The 21,553-nt window shown below is 39.0% G+C and carries 22 protein-coding genes; 16 read left to right on the top strand and 6 right to left on the bottom strand.

Annotated features, from left to right (window positions below):
- Complete coding sequence (ahpC, locus tag JNO66_RS12185; protein ID WP_203088568.1) at positions 1-564, bottom strand: alkyl hydroperoxide reductase subunit C; 564 nt, start codon at positions 562-564, stop codon at positions 1-3.
- Positions 565-841: 277 nt separating this feature from the next.
- On the opposite strand from ahpC, the gene JNO66_RS12190 reads away from it, so the two are divergent.
- Positions 842-1,870, top strand: a complete 1,029-nt coding sequence (locus JNO66_RS12190) for a hypothetical protein (RefSeq protein ID WP_203088569.1) — start codon at positions 842-844, stop codon at positions 1,868-1,870.
- Between the two features lie 24 nt (positions 1,871-1,894).
- On the opposite strand, the gene JNO66_RS12195 is transcribed toward JNO66_RS12190, so the two are convergent.
- Positions 1,895-2,974, bottom strand: coding sequence for a helix-turn-helix transcriptional regulator (locus JNO66_RS12195; protein WP_203088570.1), 1,080 nt, complete (start codon positions 2,972-2,974; stop codon positions 1,895-1,897).
- 558 nt (positions 2,975-3,532) lie between these two features.
- On the opposite strand from JNO66_RS12195, the gene JNO66_RS12200 reads away from it, so the two are divergent.
- The 8 genes from JNO66_RS12200 to JNO66_RS12235 all read left to right on the top strand — a co-directional run bounded on the left by JNO66_RS12200 (position 3,533) and on the right by JNO66_RS12235 (position 11,070).
- Positions 3,533-4,621, top strand: a complete 1,089-nt coding sequence (locus tag JNO66_RS12200; RefSeq protein ID WP_246483269.1) for a sensor histidine kinase — start codon at positions 3,533-3,535, stop codon at positions 4,619-4,621.
- A gap of 138 nt (positions 4,622-4,759) precedes the next feature.
- A complete protein-coding gene (locus JNO66_RS12205) occupies positions 4,760-5,842 on the top strand; it encodes a D-alanine--D-alanine ligase family protein (protein ID WP_203088571.1) in 1,083 nt (360 codons plus the stop codon).
- Positions 5,843-5,849: 7 nt separating this feature from the next.
- Positions 5,850-6,977: an alanine racemase gene (gene alr / locus JNO66_RS12210; RefSeq protein ID WP_246483301.1), complete on the top strand. Its 1,128-nt coding sequence runs from the start codon at positions 5,850-5,852 to the stop codon at positions 6,975-6,977.
- Positions 6,970-7,653 (top strand): response regulator transcription factor, encoded by a 684-nt coding sequence (locus JNO66_RS12215; protein WP_246483270.1) that lies wholly within the window; start codon positions 6,970-6,972, stop codon positions 7,651-7,653. Before alr ends, JNO66_RS12215 begins: the two co-directional genes overlap by 8 nt.
- Positions 7,654-7,678: 25 nt before the next feature.
- Positions 7,679-8,986, top strand: a complete 1,308-nt coding sequence (locus tag JNO66_RS12220) for a right-handed parallel beta-helix repeat-containing protein (protein ID WP_203088574.1) — start codon at positions 7,679-7,681, stop codon at positions 8,984-8,986.
- A gap of 88 nt (positions 8,987-9,074) precedes the next feature.
- Positions 9,075-9,815, top strand: a complete 741-nt coding sequence (locus JNO66_RS12225; protein ID WP_203089340.1) for a class I SAM-dependent methyltransferase — start codon at positions 9,075-9,077, stop codon at positions 9,813-9,815.
- Between the two features lie 15 nt (positions 9,816-9,830).
- Positions 9,831-10,661, top strand: coding sequence for a GNAT family N-acetyltransferase (locus tag JNO66_RS12230; protein ID WP_203088575.1), 831 nt, complete (start codon positions 9,831-9,833; stop codon positions 10,659-10,661).
- Positions 10,662-10,674: 13 nt separating this feature from the next.
- Positions 10,675-11,070, top strand: coding sequence for a GNAT family N-acetyltransferase (locus JNO66_RS12235; RefSeq protein WP_203088576.1), 396 nt, complete (start codon positions 10,675-10,677; stop codon positions 11,068-11,070).
- Positions 11,071-11,080: 10 nt separating this feature from the next.
- Here the strand turns inward: JNO66_RS12235 and JNO66_RS12240 are convergent, their stop codons facing one another.
- Positions 11,081-11,626 carry a DUF3267 domain-containing protein gene (locus JNO66_RS12240; RefSeq protein ID WP_203089342.1) on the bottom strand — a complete coding sequence of 182 codons (546 nt, stop codon included), beginning with the start codon at positions 11,624-11,626 and terminating at the stop codon, positions 11,081-11,083.
- A 759-nt stretch (positions 11,627-12,385) separates the two neighbouring features.
- Here JNO66_RS12240 and JNO66_RS12245 point away from each other — a divergent pair.
- From JNO66_RS12245 to JNO66_RS12260, 4 genes are all read left to right on the top strand, one after another.
- On the top strand, positions 12,386-13,399 hold the full coding sequence (locus tag JNO66_RS12245; protein WP_203088577.1) for a 2,3-butanediol dehydrogenase: 1,014 nt from the start codon (positions 12,386-12,388) through the stop codon (positions 13,397-13,399).
- Between the two features lie 123 nt (positions 13,400-13,522).
- Complete coding sequence (locus JNO66_RS12250; protein WP_210340866.1) at positions 13,523-13,846, top strand: hypothetical protein; 324 nt, start codon at positions 13,523-13,525, stop codon at positions 13,844-13,846.
- Between the two features lie 38 nt (positions 13,847-13,884).
- Entirely contained in the window at positions 13,885-14,670 is a 786-nt protein-coding gene (locus JNO66_RS12255) for an alpha/beta hydrolase (protein ID WP_203088579.1), read from the top strand.
- 15 nt (positions 14,671-14,685) lie between these two features.
- Positions 14,686-15,450, top strand: a complete 765-nt coding sequence (locus JNO66_RS12260) for a class I SAM-dependent methyltransferase (RefSeq protein ID WP_203088580.1) — start codon at positions 14,686-14,688, stop codon at positions 15,448-15,450.
- Between the two features lie 398 nt (positions 15,451-15,848).
- Here the strand turns inward: JNO66_RS12260 and JNO66_RS12265 are convergent, their stop codons facing one another.
- Both JNO66_RS12265 and JNO66_RS12270 read right to left on the bottom strand, forming a co-directional pair.
- Positions 15,849-16,646, bottom strand: coding sequence for a YtvA family blue-light photoreceptor (locus JNO66_RS12265; RefSeq protein WP_203088581.1), 798 nt, complete (start codon positions 16,644-16,646; stop codon positions 15,849-15,851).
- 42 nt (positions 16,647-16,688) lie between these two features.
- Positions 16,689-16,856, bottom strand: a complete 168-nt coding sequence (locus tag JNO66_RS12270; RefSeq protein WP_203088582.1) for a hypothetical protein — start codon at positions 16,854-16,856, stop codon at positions 16,689-16,691.
- Positions 16,857-17,028: 172 nt separating this feature from the next.
- Here JNO66_RS12270 and JNO66_RS12275 point away from each other — a divergent pair, with 172 nt between their 5' ends.
- Complete coding sequence (locus JNO66_RS12275; RefSeq protein WP_203088583.1) at positions 17,029-18,015, top strand: ROK family protein; 987 nt, start codon at positions 17,029-17,031, stop codon at positions 18,013-18,015.
- Between the two features lie 23 nt (positions 18,016-18,038).
- On the opposite strand, the gene JNO66_RS12280 is transcribed toward JNO66_RS12275, so the two are convergent.
- Positions 18,039-19,265: an MFS transporter gene (locus tag JNO66_RS12280; RefSeq protein ID WP_203088584.1), complete on the bottom strand. Its 1,227-nt coding sequence runs from the start codon at positions 19,263-19,265 to the stop codon at positions 18,039-18,041.
- 406 nt (positions 19,266-19,671) lie between these two features.
- On the opposite strand from JNO66_RS12280, the gene JNO66_RS12285 reads away from it, so the two are divergent.
- Entirely contained in the window at positions 19,672-20,409 is a 738-nt protein-coding gene (locus JNO66_RS12285; RefSeq protein ID WP_203088585.1) for an ABC transporter ATP-binding protein, read from the top strand.
- Positions 20,406-21,482, top strand: coding sequence for an ABC transporter permease (locus JNO66_RS12290; RefSeq protein WP_203088586.1), 1,077 nt, complete (start codon positions 20,406-20,408; stop codon positions 21,480-21,482). The genes JNO66_RS12285 and JNO66_RS12290 overlap by 4 nt, the downstream gene beginning before the upstream one ends.
- Positions 21,483-21,553: the final 71 nt, after the last annotated feature.

A 21,553-nucleotide genomic window follows, 5' to 3' on the forward strand; every position in this document is an offset into this window, starting at 1 on the left:
TTAGATTTTACCTACTAGATCAAGGCTAGGTGTAAGTGTTTCTGTTCCTTCTTCCCATTTTGCAGGGCATACTTCACCTGGATTGTTACGAACATATTGAGCTGCTTTAATTTTGTTTACTAGGATGCTTGCATCACGGCCGATACCGTCTGCATTCACTTCAACTGTTTGAATGATACCATCCGGATCGATTACGAACGTACCACGATCAGCAAGACCTGAAGCTTCGTTTAATACTTGGAAGTTACGAGAAATCGTTTGTGATGGATCACCAATCATAGTGTATGTGATCTTACCGATTTTCTCTGAGCTATCATGCCAACCTTTGTGAACGAAGTGCGTATCTGTTGAAACAGAGTATACTTCTGCACCAAGTGCTTTTAAATCTGCGTATTGGTTTTGTAGATCCTCTAGTTCTGTTGGGCAAACAAAGCTGAAGTCAGCAGGGTAGAAGCAAACAACGCTCCATTGACCTTTAAAGCTATCGTTTGTAACCTCAACAAACTCACCATTTTTGTAAGCTTGTGCTGTGAATGGAAGTACTTCTGAACCGATAAGTGACATAAATAAACATCCTCCTAATATGAACATTAAGCCATCGCTTAATGATAGTTATTCTAATTACATACTTATTATTAAATAATTATTACTGTTTGTCAACAAGTATGATCGATCTTTTTTATCAAAATTTTAAGCTGTTTTGCGTAATACGGGGATATAGATCTTCAAACCATTATCATTTAGCGCATTTGGAATGATAATCAAAAGAATGAATGAATCTTTAAATAACCTTTTAGTCCAAGTCTCATACGGGTAAGGAATGGAAAGAGGAGGGATTAAATTGAAAAAGGTAACAGCAATAACTGGTATGGTTTCGTTTGCTTGTATCCTTGTTGGTTGTAATACCTCAAATGAACAAACTCAAAACACGGAATCGGTTGAAAATAATACGGAGGAACAAACGGAAGGAAGTGGAACGGATACTCAAGAGGATAAAGGAACGGACACCGAAACAGTTGAATCGAGTGAAACAGACGATCTGAGTGATACAGAGGACGAGAAGGAAGAAGCGTATGAGGAAGTACAGGAAAGTGAAAATTATATGATTCAGACGGATTACGTGGACGCAACGAATGAGTTTATTACAACATTCTCAATTAGTCGAGAGGGAGATATAGACGGATCACGCGAAGAACGTCTTGAGAGGTCCTTGTTTGAAAGTGATCCATCTGAACAGGATATATTGAGCACGTATACTGAACTCACATTGGAAGACTCTGTGCTTACAGTTCAATTTAACGTAAGTGACGAGCAGCTACTTTCCACAACTTCCGCCCAAAATCAGTTGTTTTACCAATCATTTTCTGGGATAAGCGATCTTTATGGGGTTGAAAAAGTGATCTTTTTAGATCCTAATGGTGGTAGAGAGATGATTGTAGGAGGAAGTCCGCTCGATCAAACAATGAATATTGAAGAAGAAAGAGGTCAGACACGAGGCTATTATACCCTCTACGATACAGAACTCGAACAGACCTTATTCTTACCCGGTGGCTTATTAGGTGAAGACGTTACAGAAGCTGATGGAGAACCGTTGAGTTTTGAAGAAACGGTAGAAGAAATGAAAACAGTTAATGATCATGAATTGTCCTACTCAACGGCCATCGTAGAAGGAATGGCAATCGACCATGCATCAATTGAAAATGACGTCGCAACCGTCCGTTACACAGTAGATGAAGAGATCGTCACTGAATCTGATCAGATTGTTTTCGCAAATGCTATGCAGCTCGCTGCCCTAGACTTTCATGCAACCGAGCTTGAGCTTGTAAATGAAACAGAGCGAAGAATAGTGAACTATCCTTTGATTAAGTAAGAAACAGGCGCGTGATGAGCCTGCTTATGATCTGACCTTCTCGATTAATTGAAGATATTGCGTGTCGCCATAACCGATCGCTGGGAAAAGCGACAGAAGTTGTTTGACTAATTCTTTGGAAGTGAGATTTTGGTTTTGTTTAATATAACGAACGACCTGATTCTCTTCCTTAAGCATGTCCAAGTACAAATGGACTGCTTGATACATGACTGGTATTAGGGTGTGAGTTGGTTCTTGGTGTTGCACCAAAACTTCTTGATAAGTTGTGTCATAATGACCAAGTGTCAGCTCCACTTGATTCACCTTAAACTCATCTTCTCGAAAGCTGTGTAAGAACACTTTTCCTTCAAAGTTAGTCTGCTCAAGGTAAGCCAGCAAGGTTAATAGATTCATCTGACAGAATAGATCCTCCCCGAACCAGAGAACAATGCATTGATGCTTGGCAGAGAAAAACGGCTCTAGTGGAGCAATCACTTTATCTGTATACTTTTCAGCATTTTCTCCGTGGCCATTTGCGCGTAAGTGAATAAATGTTTCACCAAAAGGGTGTTCACTCGTTTCATTCACACACATCGCTTCATTAAAGGGGGCATAGATTGATGCTCCCATTAATTTCTGTTCTTTGAATTCCTCGTACATCATTTGACCGTTTAAGATGTGGAGAACCTCCTGATCAAATAACTCTTTATAATCTTCTTGTACCTTAGTTACCTCCAATTTTTTAGATACATCCATGTAGTTGTCAGCTCCATTCTGGTGAAAAGTAAGTTTGACTGTGGATTGAACAGGTACTCTTTGACGTTGATACTCTTTTGGTGTAAGACCAAATATCTTCTTAAACGCTCGACTGTAGGCCTCTTGAGAAGAGTAGTTATATGCAAAGGCAACATCAATGATCTTTCTATTTAAAGATAATTCGTAGGTCGATAGATACAATCTCCTAAGAAGAACATAACGTCTCATACTCATTCCAGTTAACCGGTGGAACGTAAACGAGCAATAGTAAGGCGAGTATCCCATATAGGCGGCTAGTTCATCTAAAGAAAAAGGCTCCTTTAAACGCTTCTCAATCCAATCGATCATTACTTGTACCTGTTCTTTCATGTGTCTCACTCCTGTATTCATTATAAGAGGTAGGAGAACTTCGTTTATGATAGTTGTTGTGGTTTCGGAAGGTTGGTGTTTTGATTATTAGTTATTTACATAGTAAGCTCTGAAAATGCTTTAATCCACCCTCTAACGCTTCAATTTATAATGTGTCGCACCAACTTTTTATTCTAATACATCAATCGTAGACGCTAACGCACCACTTCGCATTCTTTAGAATTCTTAAGGTTTTCTTTTCTTCTTCTTATGATTAGATGGATATGCTCATATATGAAGGAGATGAGTAGAGTTGGTCAGAAAATGTATTGCGAGTGTTTGTATTTTGTTCCCTTTCTTACTGTTTAGTGCGCCTATTACAATACCTAACGACGAGAAAGTCATATTGCTCTATCATCACGACGATAATAGGGAAGAAACGAATGTGGTGTGGGATGATCTTGTTTTTGCGGATTCGAGTCATATAAGTAATGGTATGCTAGAGACAATACGTGTTTGGTTTAGGGAAGAGAAAATGGGGAGAGGAAGAGTTGATTGAATAAACGGTACTTGGCTCTAATGTTTAAGATCTTCATCATGTTGTTGCTAAGTGGGTTTTTAACTACTGCGTTAATAGCGAGTCTTCACTTTTTTTATGGGATGTCTCGAAATGATTATGTGAATGTGTTCGACCGAATAGCCGCTTCCTTTTATGAAGCACTTAACTACTATGAGTACGTTTTCTTTGATCTTATCTTTGTTTTGTTTTTTGCTGGAATTATCTTTTGTTTTCTACTTATTGCTCACAGATATATCCGTTATTTTGTGAAAATTGAAGCAGACCTTAAAAAAATGGCAAGCGGGGAGCTTTCTAAACGTGTTGAAGTGAAAGAGAATCATGAGCTTGGACACCTAGCGACTCAGGTGAATCAGTTAATTAAACAGCTTGAAACAACCGTGCAAGAGGAGCGAATTTCTGAACAATCAAAAACAGAATTAATTACGAATGTCTCACATGATCTTAGGACGCCGCTAACCTCCATTATGGGTTATCTTGATTTAATACAGAGAGATCAATACAAAGATGAGGTGACTCTTAGATATTACACGGACATTGCTTATGATAAAACAAAGCAAATGAACACCATGGTGAATGATCTTTTTGAATATATCCGTACAAAGAATCCAAAGTTAGTTTTGAACAAAGAGGAGATTGATTTAAAAGAGATCATTAACCAGATGGCAACTCATTTTTATCTGCAGATGAAGGAGGCAAACTTGAATTTTAGAATGAGTCTTCCTGAACATGAAGTCAAGCAGACGGTAGATGGAGAAAAGCTCTCAAGAGTGTTTGGTAACATTATTGAGAATGCAATTAAATATGGATCGGATGCCCCGCACATTGATATTCGATTAAATCAGCTAAATGAAAAGGTTGAAGTTGAAATTCGAAACTACGGGGAGCCCATTGCCCAAGCTGAGCTGCCGTTTTTATTTGAACGCTTCTATCGTGTGGATCAGTCTAGAACAAAGGACACTGGTGGATCTGGATTAGGGCTAGCGATTGCAAAAAATATCGTTGAATTGCATGGTGGAGAAATACGTGTGACGAGTGATCAAGCAGGTACAGCATTTTATGTCACCTTGCCCATGCTAAAAGGACATTGAGTCTTTACAGAATATTTTTCTGTGGAGGCTTTTTTTGTACACTTTTTCATTCTTTAAGATTCTTAAGGTTTTCTTTCTGCTTTCTTAAATGGGATTTTCTATGATGAACTCACTAACAAATGAGTGGAGAGATGAATCGTGAAACGGAAAACAGTAGCTATTCTTTTTGGAGGCGTATCAAGTGAACATGAGGTGTCCTTACAATCAGCCGCAGCAGTGATTGATGCGATACCAGTCACGAAATACAATGTCATTCAAATTGGTATTACGAAGGAAGGCAGTTGGTATAAGTTTGATGGGATTAGTCAGCAGATTAAAGACGGAAGCTGGGCAAGAAGCCCCTTTCTGAAACGAGTAGTTGTCAGCCCTGATCATCTTAAGCCAGGTCTCATTTTATTAGATGACGAAGGAATTAATTACATACAGGTCGACTGTTACTTTCCTGTTCTTCATGGAAAAAACGGAGAAGACGGAACGATCCAGGGTCTACTTGATATGGCGAATATTCCGTATATAGGGTGCGATACATTAAGTTCCGCGATTTGTATGGATAAAGTGATCGCACAACAATTAGTGAGTAGCGCGGGCATTTGTACCACCGACTTTATCTCGTTTGGTCGATATGAGTATCAATTTGAGCAGGTACAACAGTGGGCAACAGAGGAAGTTGGGTATCCGGTCTTTGTAAAGCCGGCAAGATCGGGTTCTTCATATGGAATATCAAAGGTACATGATGAATTCGAATTGAAGCAAGCCATTGAACAAGCCTTTACTTTTGATGATAAGGTCCTCTGTGAAGCAATGGTTAGGGGAATGGAAGTAGGGTGTGCAGTCTATGGAAATGACTATCCTGAAACTGGCCTTATTGGAGAGATTGAACCAAGTAGAGATTTCCTTGATTATGAAGACAAATATCACTCCGGTGAGATGAAACAGTACGTGCCAGCAAGACAAAAAGAAGACATTTTAAAAACGGTACAGCAACTAGGAGTGCAAATCTATCGCATACTAGGATGCAAGGGATTAGCCAGGGTGGATTTTTTCATTAAAGAAAATGGAGAGATTGTGTTTAATGAAATTAATACGATGCCAGGGTTTACGCCTTCAAGCAGATATCCCAGAATGATTGCAGCTTCAGGTATTCCTTATTCAGAATTGGTTGATGAGCTAATTGAACTTGCGATGCAGGGAAGGGAAGTGAGTAGAATTGAGTCAATCTAGAGCTTGGATGGAGGTTAACCTAGATTACCTTCAACATAATGTAGAAAGGATTCGCTCTACCATTTCCAAAAAAACGAACATCATGGCAGTAGTAAAAGCAGATGCGTATGGACATGGACTTGAACAAACGGCAATAAGCCTTTTTGAAGCAGGAGTAACGAATTTTGCAGTAGCCACTTTAGACGAAGCTGTTCAGCTAAGAAATCTCTTACCCTCTACGGACATTTTAATTTTAGGAATGACATCTCCGAAAGAGGCTTTAACCCTTTCAAGACTAAGGCTGATTCAAAGCGTGTTCTCACCAACGTATACAAAAGCTTTAGCAATAGCTGCTGGAAAAGCAGGCGTGAACCTTCAAGTAGAGATTAAAATAGATACTGGTATGAATCGAATGGGTTACGCGTATCTTGACACCTTTCATCTTAAGGAAATCTTCTCCTACACGTATCTCCATGTACACGGTATTTATAGCCATCTTTCTGTTGCAGACAGTTTAGATCCTATAGATGTAGAAATGACCAATGTACAGGTTTCTAGATTCAATCAATGCCTAGATCAATTAAAAGGCTATCCATACGGAAAGACACATCTTCAAAACAGTGGGGGGATTATTAATCATTCCCATCTTACATACGACTTTGTCAGACCTGGTATTATGCTGTTCGGTATTCCTTCTGGAGAGGTCAAGGAGATTGGGTTGAAACCAGTGTTGGAACTTAAAGCAAGGATTTCAATGATCAAACCCGTTCCAATGAACGAATGGATTGGGTACGGGCGTAAATGTAAATTCGCTACTCCGAGAAAAATTGCAACTGTGTCAATTGGGTATGCAGACGGCTATCCGAGAGCTGTTTCAGGAAAACGAGCACCTATATTAATTAATGGACACTTTGCTAAGCAAGTTGGAAACGTATGTATGGATCAACTGATGATTGATATTACCGATATAGATGGTATAAAGAGTGGGGATCAAGTAGTATTAATTGGAACGAGTCATGAAAAAGCAATAAGTATGGGTACGATTGCTGCTCTCGCTCAAACAATAACGAATGATCTAGCCTGTAGTCTCTCATTGCGACTTTCTAGGTATTATCATTCAACAAGTAGTAAGAAGGATGTGGAAGCGGTTGTCTAAGCATATTTTAATCGTGGATGATGATCAAGAAATCGCACGCTTAGTGAGTATTTCACTAAGAAATGAAGGGTATTCTACAACGCTCGCCGGAAATGGTATTGAAGCTCTTCAAAAAATGAAAGAAACCGTCATCGATTTGGTTGTACTGGATGTCATGATGCCGGAAATGGATGGGTTAGAATTTTGCCAAACGGTTAGACAAGATCATGACCTTCCGATACTAATGATTAGTGCAAAGTCAGAAGATATGGATCGGATTACGGGAATTATGACGGGGGCAGATGACTATTTAATTAAACCATTTAATATACTTGAGCTCGTTGTAAGAGTGAAGGCATTACTGCGAAGAGCGTATTATTACCGTGGGTTAGCTAAGGAAAGTACAATCCTGGAGCTAGGTGACCTAACTATTGATAAGAAAAAATACAAGGCAATGGTTCAAGACAATGAACTAAAGCTAACCTCGAAGGAATTTGAGATTCTTTACCTATTGGCAAGTCAACCTGGACAAGTGTTTGACTCAGAATCAATCTTCCAGCAGGTATGGAAGGAAAAATACTACGACTCCAACAACACAGTGATGGTTCATATTAGTAATTTACGAGACAAATTAGAAAAAGCCTTAGGCTATAAGGTGATTCAAACGGTTTGGGGAGTCGGATACAAAATAGAATGATGCAGATGGAAAGGAACAAACAAGCTTGAAACGATCATATACACTATTTATTCTACTAGCAGGACTGTTAGTAGCTGGCTGCCAAGAGCAGCAAATCACAACAAGTGAAGAAGGCCCGCAGCTTTACGTGGCGACTGACGGTGATGACAGCAATGCGGGGACAATTGAAGAACCTCTGCTAACACTAGAGGAAGCAGCAGACCGGGCAACGGCAGGAACAACGGTGACGATCCGAGAGGGTATCTACTATGAGCCACTGATCGTCCAGCATAGCGGAACGAAGGATCAGCCCATCCGTTTCGAGGCGTATCAAGAGGAAGAGGTTCGCCTAAGTGGAGAACAGCTTGAGGATGGTCTAGATGATGTGGCGATGATTGAGATTAGCGGAAAAGGCTATATCACCATCGATGGACTAGAGGTTGAACACGTAACAACTGAGCATGAGGATAAGACAGTCATAGGTGTTCTTGTCAGTGGGCCTAGTGAATATGTGGAGTTAACAAATCTATTTATCCACGACATTGCGACCTACAAAAAAGACGGGAACGCGCATGGCATCGCGGTGTATGGAGAAGAATCAATTTCAGATATAGATATTACGAACAACACGCTTACTGATCTTAAGCTCGGTTGGAGTGAGGCGCTTGTTGTAAACGGCGATGTCAGTGACTTCTTAATCGCAGACAACCATGTCCACCATACAAATAATATTGGAATCGATGTAATTGGTTACGAAGGCATTGCAGCAGACCCCGATCGTGACTTTGCACGTAATGGGATTATCCGTGGAAATGATGTGCACCACAATTCTAGTTACGATAACCCAAGCTATGGCAAGGAGTACAGTGCTGGTGGCATTTACGTCGATGGTGGGAGCGATATTTTGATCGAAGAAAATACGGTCTATCAAAATGACATAGGGATTGAGGCAACGTCCGAGCATAAAGACAAGTTTGCGACCAATATCAATATTCTCAACAATGACGTTTACGAGAATGTTATAACTGGTATCTCCATAGGGGGCTATGACTCAGAGCGTGGAGGAACCAAAGACTCTTTGATTGCAGGTAACACGCTTTCAGGTAACGACACGAAAGACCTTGAAGGAGCACAGCTATTCGTGCAATACTACGCCTACTCGAATCGAGTGGAGCAAAACAAGCTGACAGCTAGTCAGACGGGGTTACTGGTAATGAACGATAATGAAGAGAATGATAGCATGTATTTTAGTGAAAATGATTATGTGTATGATGACGATACGAAACCACGTTGGATCTGGAGGGGGGAGGAAGTCACATCATTAGAAGGCTTTCAACAGGTCACCCAACCCTAACTGAATAATCCTTAAGGATCCTGCCTAGGCAGGATTTTTTTGTTTTTTATGGAATGTAGCAATAGTAGGAAGAAGGGTTGTGATTCTTATGAACGAAGAGGAGTTTTATAACAAAGTTGGAGAAATAAACGGGTGGGATTTTAGTCATCTTCAGGTTGAAGTGGAAGGTGCTAAGTGGAATTTTAATGAGAAGGTAAAAGCAATTGGCCGGGAATCCGATTCCTTATTAGACCTTGGCACCGGTGGGGGAGAAAATGTAATAAGACTGGCTCCTGAGTTTTCATCTCTAGTTGGAATTGATACGTCTCAAAGTATGATAAGTACGGCTAAAAGTAATCTAAAAACGTCTGGAATCTTAAATACAAGCTTCCACGAAATGTCTAATCATGAATTAACATTCCCGGATCAATTCTTTCATATCGTGACAAGTAGACACGCTCCTTTTAAAGCCAGTGAAGTGAATAGAGTCTTAAAGCAAGGTGGAACATTCATCACGCAACAAGTCAGCGAAGAGGATAAGCTGAATCTGAAAAAGGAATTTGGAAGAGGACAGTCTTATGGCGAGCAAGACGGTAAGTTAAAACAAAAATATATAGTTGAGTTAAAAGAAGCGGGTTTCACATCGATTGTAGAACTAGAATACAACGCATCAGAATACTATAAAAGGGAAGAGGATCTGCTATTCCTCTTAAACCACACGCCAATAATCCCTAACTTTCTTGACGATCCAAATGATTTAGATCGATTCAATCAATTCGTTCAAGCAAATAAAACAAAAAAGGGAATATGCACGAACTCAAAACGTTTTTTACTTATTGCTACTAATTAATTTCAGGAGGGCCTTATGATCATAGAACTGAACAAAAACCAGTTTCAAACGTGTCTTAGGTTACTTCAAGAGGATGGATTAGCAGAAGGTAGAGCCGTAATATACGGGACAAGTCCCGGGCGAGTATTTGTAGATAACCTTGATCAGCCGAAGACCGGAATCGTATGGCTTTATTCAAACGATGGGTTTATCTTTTTTGGAGACGCGGAGAATGTCCCCTTTAATCAAGCATTAAATGAATTTATTAACCAAACGATTAAACCAGAGGCTAAAAAGGTTGGTTTAGAATGGTTCGAAGCTTTGGGGTATCACCCGGGATGGAATCAAACCTTTGAAAGAGTGTTTCAGCATCGAACCATTGGCAGCTGGAATCAAAGAGTCTACCTATTAGGAGAAGGATCGTTTGTTGAGCCTGAGAAGGAGCATATTCCGGAAACCTTTCAATGCGTGAAACTCAATCGAGATATATTAAGCAATAACAAAATCAAAAATCTTCCTCAACTGAAGGAAGAAATACTGGAATTTTGGCCATCGATCCATTCATTTCTTCATCACGGCTTAGGTTATTGCATGATCTATGAGCATGAGATTGTGAGCTACTGCTTTTCTGGGTATGTGGCTGGAAATGTACATTGTATGGGAGTGGAGACCTACAAACCATATCGAGGCCGTGGCTTTGCTAAACATGTAGCCGCAGCATTTATAAAAGAATGTCTAGATTCGAACAAAATACCTTATTGGGACTGTATGGAGACGAACCTTGCATCTGTTGCCGTTGCTGAAAAATTGGGCTTTAAGCAACAGTTTGACTATCAGGGATATGACTTCTCTTTGAAGGAACAGTAATAGGGGGCCACGTATGCCATTTGCTGCAAAAATAAATCTATCATTAGAACAACATGAAGTACCAGAACTAAGAGAAAGCGTAGGCTGGAATAGAAGAGATCAAGATTACCCCCTACTATTTGAACGGTGCCAGTTTTGGGCGGGAGTAAAAGATGATACAGGGAAATTAATCGCATTTGGATATATATGTGGAATGGGTTTAGAACACGGATATATGGAAGACATTATCGTTCATCCACATTATCAAAGGTTAAGGTTAGGATTAAAGATTGTAAACGAGTTACTAGTAGAAGCAGAAAGAACGGGGATAGAGATTGTAACCGTCACGTTTGCAGAAGAGAACACCAAGTTCTACGAGCGAGCTGGATTTATGAAAGGGAAGAGTGGAGTTTGGAGTTTGGGGAGGTAGGCTCCTAACCTCACCGAACAGGCTCCACCTTGTAAAAGCCTCTGTAGAACTTAGAGTGCCGTGGCTTCCTAAGAATTAGGACAGAGTTAAAAATATCTGAAGCAGAGTAGAGTGTATTTATCCAACAGATGAAGAGAAGGATGATTTGAAATTCTCCCGAAGTAAAGAAGCTTAGAAGTCCAGGGATGAATGATAATAAGATAAAAGGCAAACTCATAAATAAGAAGAATCGTGGTTTGGATAAGACCGCATTTGTATGTAACCAAAAGAAAATCCCTTTAAACGTTATACTCATATCCCCTTTCTTATAAACCGTAACGATGTGTAGCCACTCATGGACAACGAAGGTGCTGATTCCTATAAGGATTAGGAAGAATATGTTGAGTTTGGAGAAGCCAAGCTCCATCTGAAAAGGAATAGAAAGAACGAGAAACTGAAAAACATAAACAAATTTCATATAATGCTGCCGAAACCACACATTTTGGATGAATGGCGTCCATTCTGATCTATTTAACTCGAGTTGAGGCAAGTGGCGAAACCAATAAATGATAAAAATCCCCCCATTTTTGTATTAGCAAGAACAATTATGCTTGCACCAAGCTCTTAGTGTTAGAAAGCAAGAAACTAAAGGCGTTAGCAAGAAAAATAGGAAATTAACCAAGCCCAGAGCGTGTTCAAGTAAGAAGCAAGGGTCGATAGCAAGGAGATAGAAAGTAATAGCAAGACGGGACCTCGTTTAGCAAGAAAGCTGAAGCTAGTACCAAGAAGAAATATACCGGTACCAAGGAAACCAGACCCTCAAGCAAGAACTCTGCTTTTAGTAAGCGGAAGGGCAGAAATACTAAGAAGGATGAACTTCCAACCAAGCTCCAAGTTTAATCAAACAAGAAGAAAGAGATGATACCAAGAAAATTTGAAGTTTTACCAAGCTCAGAGCGTATTCCATCAAAATACAGGCGCTGATAGCAAGGACACAGTAGGCAACATCAAGCTGGGCCCCCTCTCAGTAAGAACTTCTATGTGTAAAACAAGAAGATCAACCTCTCCATCAAGACCGTCCAATCATTTACCAAGAACAGTCATCTAAGATACTCTACAAGCTCCCTCAATAATCTAAACATCCATAATAACTGTAATCATTAATCTAAACTTAGGTATTAGTTTACAGTAAATTTGATAATTTTGTCATTTAAATGAATGAAATGTCCCGAATATAACGTGCTAATCAGTTGTTTAAAATAACCCATTTACGTATAATAAGTATAAGATTCGACAAATTTTTTAAAATTGGGTTTAAAGGGGTCAACGACTTACTATGAAGGCACTAATGTATTATGGGGCGAAGAATGTAAAAGTAGAAGATGTAAAGGAACAGGAGGTCGTTCATGATTCGGTAAAAGTTAAAGTAAAATATGCTGGTATCTGTGGAACAGACCTACATGAGTACCTTCATAAAAACTTCGTTACAGCGGATCAAATGATTTTAGGTCATGAATTTACAGGTGAAATTGTTGAAGTAGGAGAAAGTGTTTCAAAATTCAAAGCAGGTGACCGAGTGGCTATCGAACCAATCTGGGGCTGTGGTGAATGTGACACGTGTAAAACTGGAAACTACAATATCTGTGCAAATATGAAATCATACGGAATTCATGAAAACGGTGGCTTTGCTGAGTATGTAGTCGTGAAGGAATCAAACGTCTTTGCTTTACCGGATACACTTAGCTTTGAGCGTGCTGCCTTACTTGAACCGATCGCTGTAGTCCTTCAGGCTATCCGTAAAAGTTCATTTAAAATTGGTGACAGTGTAGCGTTATTCGGTGCAGGACCGATTGGACTTTTACTCTCCGAATGCTTAAGAGCTGCTGGTGCGAGCAAGATATTTGTTGCGGAAGTTAGTGATGAGCGCAGAGAACTCGCGTTGAAAATGGGTGCGGATGTTGTACTGAATCCTGTAAAAGAAGATGTCGCTCAAATCATTAAAGATAGCACAAATGGTGGGGTGGATGTTTCATTTGATGTAGCTGGAATCGAAGCTACGTTTAACCAGTCACTCGATGTAGTGAAGCCAAATGGAGAATTTATGATCGTAAGTATCTTTGCTGAAGCGATTAAATATCAACCAACACTTCAAGTAGTAGGCGAAAAGAGAATCAATTCTTCTCTTGGGTACAACAACATCTTTCCTCAAGCAATTGATCTCTTATCAAAGGGATCATTAAATGTTGATTCAGTTATTACAAGCATCATTGATTTAGATGATATCGTTGAAGAAGGACTTGAGAAGTTAATTAACGATAAAAAGCAATGTAAGATCCTTGTAAAACCATAAGTGATGGCAAAGGCTTAGTTAGTAAACATCTAACTGAGTCTTTTTTTGATTATACTAACCTATTATTAGCATATATGAGATATACTGGTGGTGCAGAAGGAGTGAACACATGTGAAGAGAAGGATGAAACAAATACTGATATTTGGAGCACTGTTACTCATCATATGTCTCACCCCAATATTTATCCTTTTGTATTCCTTGAAAAATCCGGAGCAAGAGCAATTAGAGCATAGCGTCTCTCCTAATAATATAAATGAGGTTGAGGTCATTGTGATTTACGATTTTCCAGATCCAGTTTTTGAAATAAGATATGGTCAAGAAACAATTGAATTCACAAAGAAGCGAGAAGACATATCCATCTATTGGGAGGACGATTATAAAGCGTTTGTTCGTTTAGAGGGTCGTGTAGGGGAAGAACCACGCATCTTTGTACTTACATTTGATTAGGGGTGCATTGTTCAAAACAGACATGAAGGGAGATTCACATGAAACAAATCCAGTTTGATTATGAAGTTGGCGAAATTACCTATAAGGTAGTGGGGGATCGTCATTTAACCTTATATACATTTGAACCTCCGTTCGAAACCACTCATCGTCCTGCCATTCTGTTTTTTAACGGTGGCAGCTTTAAAAAAGATCCGAAGTTGCCCAGTCAGTTTCAGCATCAGGCTCACTATTTTTCAACAATAGGTATGCTTGCCATTTGTGTAGATTATCGAAATGGAGCAGATGAAGGGTTTACTCCACCGCAAGCGATAAGTGATGTGCAATTCGCTGTACGCTATGTGAGAAAAAATGCAATCGAATTAGGTGTAGATCCGAATAATATCATTGTTTGTGGCTCTTCGGCAGGTGGGTATATCACCGTTTCGTCGATTATGTTCACGGATTTGGATGATGAACAAGAGTCTGACCAAGATGTAGATCATGTGCCGAATCATTTCATCGTTTTCTCGGCAGACATGGACGGGGTGGACATTATGAGACGAAGATATCCCGATCTAGTTGATCAAGCAACTGCTTTTTCGCCTTTGCATCATATAAAAAAGAGCTTACCGGACACTCTTTGGATTTGTGGAACGGGAGACGATTTGTGTGAGCAAAATAAACGATTTGTAGAAGATATGAACCAGGCTGGGAACCGTATTGAATTTAAAACATATGAAGGGATGGAACATGGATTTTTTAATTATGGAAAGCATGAAAATACATATTTTGAACGAACGAAAGATGACATCGAGGCGTACCTTCGGAGGAAGAGTTTAATTTAATGGAGGCGAAGTACATTGAAAAACATTTTCGAATCAAATTTCCAAAAATATGAGAACCCTGCACAATATGACACATTACATGAGTCTTATCAGGATGACTTGTTATATATAATGGAGCATGCACAAAAGATTCAATCGCCTATCATTGACCTAGCATGTGGCACAGGGAGGCTAACGATCCCGATGTCAAAGCAAGGTCTACATGTAATAGGAGTTGATCTGCATGAAGGGATGTTAAATCGAGCTAGGAAAAAGGCTATAGATGAAGATCTACAGATTCAATTCGAGCAGCAGGACTGCACCGAGCTGAATCTTGATACAAAATCTCCACTTATTTTTATGACAGGCAATTCGTTTCAACATTTTCTAACAAATGAAAGCCAGGACAAATTGCTTCAATCAGTAAGCAGGCACCTAAAATCAGGTGGGGAGTTTATTTTTGATACAAGAAATCCAGTTCTAACTGAATTAAGTATTGATGATGTTAGTGAAAACGTTGAATTCATCAACGGGGAAAGGAAAGAAGTAAACCATACAGAAACCTACAATCACTCCACACAAATCTTACACTGCACGACGCAGACTACTTGGGAAAAGGATGAAGAGACTTTTCACACAGAAAAAGAATCGATCTCCTTACGCTATACGTACCCAATGGAGCTGAAGAGATTATTAGAAGCTCATGGATTTGAACTGGTTCATTTGTATGGTACGTGGAAGAAGCTAGAGTTCACTAAGGATAGTCCGCAGATGATTGTTCATTGTAGGAAAAGAGGGTAAAATGACAGCATTTCAATTAGACAAACATACAGACCGGTCGCGGCTATGTTTTCTTATACTATCAATTATACTTGCGTATGCTTATTTCGATAATGATCGGAGTTCCATATACTTTATATTCTCAATGACGGTGCTTGCTTTTTCTGATGCAAATAAAGCAGATAGCAAGATCCTAAGAATCTGTGTATTTACAACATTCGGAGTCTATATATCATGGACACTTTTCGTAGTTATTCGTTGGTTTTCTGAACTATTCTTCTAATTAATCAGGACTTACGGGTTAGTGTGATTTTGCTGTTGGATATATTTAAAGTCCTTGTTTATCTCTAATGTTCTAAATCTCTGAAAAACATTCAAAATTAATAAAATCTATACCTACAAAAAACTCGACCCTACATTCAGTCGAGTTTCTTTTTTTCTTCTTCAATCAAACTTTGAACTACTTCTTGAACAGAGCCAGCAGTTTGTAGATTGTTATAAAGCAGATCCTTCGTTTGAAGAATATCCATGGCAATCGTGGAAGACATACCCGTTATAATTAAGTTTGCTCCTTGCATGCGAATGACGTCTTTAAGCGTAACTAAATCTGTTAAAAGGAAGTCGCTGGCATTGGTGACTCCCGACAAATCCGCAATAATCGTCGTTAGCCTGCGATCCACAATTTCTTCGGTTGTGATGGTTAAGATATGGTTGAATCGCTCCTGATTCACCTTTCCGATTAAAGGTAGAACAGCAACCCCTTTGAATACGGGAACAATTGGACATGCCAGACTTGCAATCTCCTGCTGTGAGCCGAGAAGCTCGCGTTCAATCTCTTTCTCCCGTGTTACGTCTTTTTGTACACCAATAAAGAAATGTTTCTTTTCTTCTTCAATATACAAATGGTCAACCGTCAAACTGTTCCAAAATCCTTCGCCAGACTTTTTGTAGTTATACAAAGTGACAGAACAGGACTCATTCGCTTTAATAGAATCTCTTAGCCTTTTTACTTCGCTCTGATCGGTTTCTTCTCCTTGGAGGAAGCGACAGTTTTGACCAATGATGTCGGATGATGCGTATCCTGTCATCTCATAGAATCCTTGGTTTGCGTATATAATCGGATTGTCATCTAGTTGAGGATCTGTGATTAATACACCGGCTCTCGTGTAGTCTAATGCTTTGAATAGAAGTTCTTTGTTAGTAATAGTGTTAATCATAGACACCTCCGTTATTCTGTTCTCTTTGAACTTAAGGCTGTACTACTTGTTGCCCTCCACGTTTATCTCCTCAATCGCCTTTTCAAGTTGATGAATATCTTCATCAAGGGTTACCGCGAATAAGGGGCAATCCTGACGCGCTCTCACTCGTAATCTTTTAAGAAACGTAAGTTCACGATGGAATAGCTCTTTTTCGAAAAGTAGGATCATAGATATCCTCCTCACCGTTGTTAGGTTGATACCCACATAGCATGTTTTCCCAAATCTACACGTCTGAACCTTTTATTCGGAAACTATTTGCGTTTATTTGTAGGGGAGTTGGGTATATGACGAAAACTCATGTATGATATAGGGAAGAGTGTAGAATTGGAGGCATCAATAATTGGGTACAAATATGATTCGCAAGCAGAACTTAGACCTTGTCAAACGCATTATGTTTACAAACCAAAAGATGGTTGCTTCCGAAATTGGGAAAGAAACCGGTCTAAGTGTTGTGACGACTAACTCATTAATTAAGGAGCTACTAGAAGATCAAGTCATTATGGAAGGAGAGGTTATTCAACCGCCAATGGGTAGGCCAGCGATTGAGTATGTATTTAATGCAGATCACAAGCATTCGCTGTTACTTTCAATCCAAAATAACCGATCGAATCTATGCATTGTAGCCAAGCTTGTTAATCTCTACGGAGAAGAAAAGCAAGAGTGGTTGATGGATTACACAGAGGTGTCATTAGACAGATTAGTTGCAGCTATTTTAACGTGTTTAAATGATAGTGAGAGTCATGTTGATAACATCGCATTATCCATCCCTGGTAAGGTATTTAATGATGAGGTCACCTCCAGTTGGGGACAACAATTCACTGGATGGAGCATTAAAGAAGTGTTAGCAAGGCATACGGATATTCCAATCTCCATCCAAAATGATGCGCACCTTACAACAATCGGTTATTTTGTTAGGCGAAATGATCAATTAAAAGGGACAATTGTCGGGATTTATTTTCCGAAAGAAAGTTCACCGGGTATCACGATCTTTAGTAACCATACATTAATTGAAGGAAATCTAGGACTAGCTGGAGAAGGGAAATATTTACCGTTTTTAATGGATAAGAATCCGCCGCAAACGGATCAAGAATTAGTTAATGCGATTTCGGAAGTAATTTCTTTTTACAATGCAGCGCTCGCACCTAATTTCTTTGTTATTTCATCGATCCATTTATCAGAGGATTTAGTAGTTGATGCGTTGGATAGAAATGGTTACTTACGCCAACATCCGAATGAACCTACAATTTTAATCGATACTACATTTCAAGAGAGTATGACCTCAGGCTTACGCTGGCTGGCAAACGAGAACACACCATATCATTTATAGTTACACAAAAAAACCTTCAAACACTACATTGGAAGGTTTTTTTGGTTGGTTGTTTTAATTATGTCTGTTGAATCTTCTACTTTAAGCCTTTTGTAAGAAACATTGATAAAGAAAAGAAGAAGAGTCATCACAACAGAAAAGGCAAACATAAACCATAGCGTAACGTGGACTGGATATTGATCTAATAAGTTACCTGCGAACTTAGGGAGTAATGCTCCACCTAAGCCGCCCATGGCTATTAGAATACTAGTCGTACGATCCTCCAAACCAGGTATGCCGCCGTTAATAACAAGGAGCCCTAACGAGAAGATTCCTCCCATGAGAATCCCTGCAATAAAGATTACGATGAAACTGAAAGTGGCATTTGGAGACAGGGCAAACAACCCAATGCTCACCATCTGACCAACGACCATCACTATAAATAAGTTCCATATTCTAAATCGATTAACGATAAAAATCATAAGTAGCCGTCCAACGGTCATTGCCCCCCAGAACACTGTAATGCTCAGTGCGATTGTGGCATTTGATAAGTTTGACGTCATGGCCATAATGGTAGGTAAGTAATTAGGAAATGTCATTTCAAGTCCAACATATAAAAAGAAAAAGATCGATCCCAGAATCAATAAAGGACGCGTAGGTTTCGTGTAGGTTTTCTTAATGACGTCTTTTCCAGAATGAATCTCAGGCTTTTTCCGAAGAATGTATTCGTACTGACCGACTCTAACAAACAACCATAAGAAAAAGCTTATACTAACTAGAATTGAGACAAATAAGAAGATTGAATTCCATTCACCTGTAGCTATTAAAAATGCAGCGACTAATGGAATTGTTAAAGCTCCGATCCCAAAACATAATTCTGTAAGGACCATGATAGAGGCTTTTTTCTCTTTAAGCTCTGCAACGATCATCCCTGCGAGTAACGTTTCAATGATCCCAAACCCGGCTCCGCTAAATGGGATGATGACGAGGAGTGAATTCCACGGTATTAAGGAAAAAAGTGAAAGTTGAACAGTCGCAAACAGGATCATGGCTAGCAAGAGAGTGATTCTTCTTCCCAATTTTTTAATGAGGAAGGGGGTAAATAGAACGCCAATTAGAAAACCAAAGAATTGATTCATAATGAGTTGACCGCCATCGCTATAGGTCACATTATAATGCTTGATTAATGGCTCTAAGACACTGCCTAAAATGATATGTCCAATGCCAGTTAATAAATATGCAAAGCATGCTAACCAAACTAAACGTTTCATAAGTGTACCGCCTAACAATAAGTTTTATAAGCTACATACAATTATAGATCATTCGAATGATTGTCTGTCCTACGTTTTTCATAACGTAAGGATACGAAACCCAAGACAAGAACCGTCGAACACATGATGAATAGGGAGGACAGGCCTTTTAGGGCAATTAATAACGCTTCCATAATATCATCCTACTATTCATTACGATTTCGCAAAGCATCGATGGTTTGCAAGACATGATCGTTTTAATCATTAGAATCTCCCCTTGCTAATATATAATAAATAAACTTAATTAAGTACATTTATTATATCATCCAATTAGTAAGTTTCAATGATTATCTTAAAAGATATCTATGAATCGTTTCATAGAATAGAAGGAGGAGCTTGCCTAACATTTCTAGAAGGTTCTAGTTAGATGAAATATGAACTCAAAGGAGACGGTACGATCATGTTGAGCGTAAACCAATTGAGTGGGGGTTATCTGAATCGAAGGATCATCAATGACATCACATTTGATATTCAGCCTGGTGAAATCGTTGGATTAATTGGCTTAAATGGTGCGGGGAAAAGCACAACTATTCGCCACATGACAGGTGTGCTGAAACCTCACAGTGGAAACATAACCATTGATGAGAAAGATTGGATGAAGCAAAGAGAGAAGTTAGCTCATATTCCTGATAAACCAGAGTTGTATCCGAACTTAACAATCATGGAACATTTTCAGTTTATTAAGAGGATCTATCAACTGAATGAGGATCACTATGTAAATCAGTTAATTGATCGGTATGCATTGAGTCCTCATTTGAACAAATACCCTCATGCCTTATCAAAAGGGACTCAGCAGAAAGTCTCAATTATTAGTGCACTGATTTCAAATCCAACCTATCTCGTAGTCGATGAACCGTTTATGGGACTCGACCCTCAAGGATTAAAGTTCTTTAAAGAGGATTTGATCAGACTTAAAAACGAAGGACTTGGTATGATCATTTCCACTCATCTATTATCGATTGCTGAACAATTATGTGATCGAATCATCGTTTTACATAGGGGACGCCAGCAACGTTTTAACGATAAATCCTATCTTACTACTGAGGATGTTGACGGGATTACTTTAGAAGATCTATTTTTCTCCATGATAGAGGAACAAGAATGAAGGATTTATTTATCGAACGATTCAGAGAGTCAAGGCAGCAAAGTATAAGGATCCTTATAAAAGCTTTTAGTCACAGTGGAGTATTTGGTCTCATTCCTTTTGGTATGCTTCTTATGTATGTTGTGGTGCTGTTTTTAAGAGATGAAAGCTACAATTCTCTATATCACTCTGCCCTTTTAATGGGACTGTTTTTTCTATTTGTGCTTAATAAAGGAATCATTAGCTTTATGAATCGGTTTGATGAGGTTTATTTGGCTCCCAAAATTATGGAGATGCGCGGTTACTTTCGCTGCATTATGATCTTTAATGTCGTCATACAAAGCATCAAAGTGACTGTATTCACCGTGTTTCTACAGTATGTTTACTCATTAGAAATACGAGAGTTCATTGCTTTGTTTGTCATGGTACAAGTATTAGGGGTACTGCATATCTTATCGCTTATCATTATGATAAGCATCAGTTCAACAAGACCGATTCTCCTATCCTTTGTGTATCAACTTAGCGTGATTGTTAGTTTTTTATTCTTATTAGAAGCTCCTACACTTTTTGTCGGTATCGCTACTGCTGGAATCCTACTTATTGGCTTTCTTTATAGTAAACACCTGATCTTTCCTATCCATTCTTGGAAGAGGTTGATCGTTTCTGAAAAGAAAAGCATAAGGCTTATTATTCTCCTTTTAAGTAGTGTAATTGATGTAAAAACGACCGAGCGATCTAGGAATCTCATACCATTATGGTTTTTTGAGAAAAGGGAAGACCCTATGGTTTATTTCTTATTACGATCTGCAGTAAGAGGGACTGAAGGGAGTCAACACTTCGTTCGAGTCATATTGGTCATGACTTTGCTCATTCTTTTTGTGAATAGCTATATGGTTCTTTTACCTTTATTGGCGTTATGCATTTACTTTAATTCTATACAGTTTAACCAAGGGTTAAATCAAGCTGGCTTTATTCCAGTCTATTTCCCTATTCAAGAACGGCAAGTGCAAGCTGCAAAACAACATGTAAAGAGGAGAGCCTTCCTACTTCAGTCATTGATTGTCGTGATTGTCTTTGGGTTAAAGCTTATATGAATATGCAATTTAGGCTGAGACAAAACATTAAAGTAGCGAGTAAAACTCGAATATAGCAAAAAATCCGCTGC

Origin of the sequence: Alkalicoccobacillus gibsonii (assembly GCF_016798245.1) — a bacterium.
GTDB lineage: Bacteria > Bacillota > Bacilli > Bacillales > Bacillaceae_D > Alkalicoccobacillus > Alkalicoccobacillus gibsonii.

Coding starts and splice junctions, on each gene's coding strand:
- ahpC (WP_203088568.1), bottom strand. CDS start 564: ATGTCACTTATCGGTTCAGAAGTACTTCCATTCACAGCACAAGCTTAC.
- JNO66_RS12195 (WP_203088570.1), bottom strand. CDS start 2,974: ATGAAAGAACAGGTACAAGTAATGATCGATTGGATTGAGAAGCGTTTA.
- JNO66_RS12200 (WP_246483269.1), top strand. CDS start 3,533: ATGTTTAAGATCTTCATCATGTTGTTGCTAAGTGGGTTTTTAACTACT.
- alr (WP_246483301.1), top strand. CDS start 5,850: ATGGAGGTTAACCTAGATTACCTTCAACATAATGTAGAAAGGATTCGC.
- JNO66_RS12225 (WP_203089340.1), top strand. CDS start 9,075: ATGAACGAAGAGGAGTTTTATAACAAAGTTGGAGAAATAAACGGGTGG.
- JNO66_RS12230 (WP_203088575.1), top strand. CDS start 9,831: ATGATCATAGAACTGAACAAAAACCAGTTTCAAACGTGTCTTAGGTTA.
- JNO66_RS12235 (WP_203088576.1), top strand. CDS start 10,675: ATGCCATTTGCTGCAAAAATAAATCTATCATTAGAACAACATGAAGTA.
- JNO66_RS12245 (WP_203088577.1), top strand. CDS start 12,386: ATGAAGGCACTAATGTATTATGGGGCGAAGAATGTAAAAGTAGAAGAT.
- JNO66_RS12250 (WP_210340866.1), top strand. CDS start 13,523: ATGAAACAAATACTGATATTTGGAGCACTGTTACTCATCATATGTCTC.
- JNO66_RS12255 (WP_203088579.1), top strand. CDS start 13,885: ATGAAACAAATCCAGTTTGATTATGAAGTTGGCGAAATTACCTATAAG.
- JNO66_RS12265 (WP_203088581.1), bottom strand. CDS start 16,646: ATGATTAACACTATTACTAACAAAGAACTTCTATTCAAAGCATTAGAC.
- JNO66_RS12270 (WP_203088582.1), bottom strand. CDS start 16,856: ATGATCCTACTTTTCGAAAAAGAGCTATTCCATCGTGAACTTACGTTT.
- JNO66_RS12280 (WP_203088584.1), bottom strand. CDS start 19,265: ATGAAACGTTTAGTTTGGTTAGCATGCTTTGCATATTTATTAACTGGC.
- JNO66_RS12285 (WP_203088585.1), top strand. CDS start 19,672: ATGAAATATGAACTCAAAGGAGACGGTACGATCATGTTGAGCGTAAAC.
- JNO66_RS12290 (WP_203088586.1), top strand. CDS start 20,406: ATGAAGGATTTATTTATCGAACGATTCAGAGAGTCAAGGCAGCAAAGT.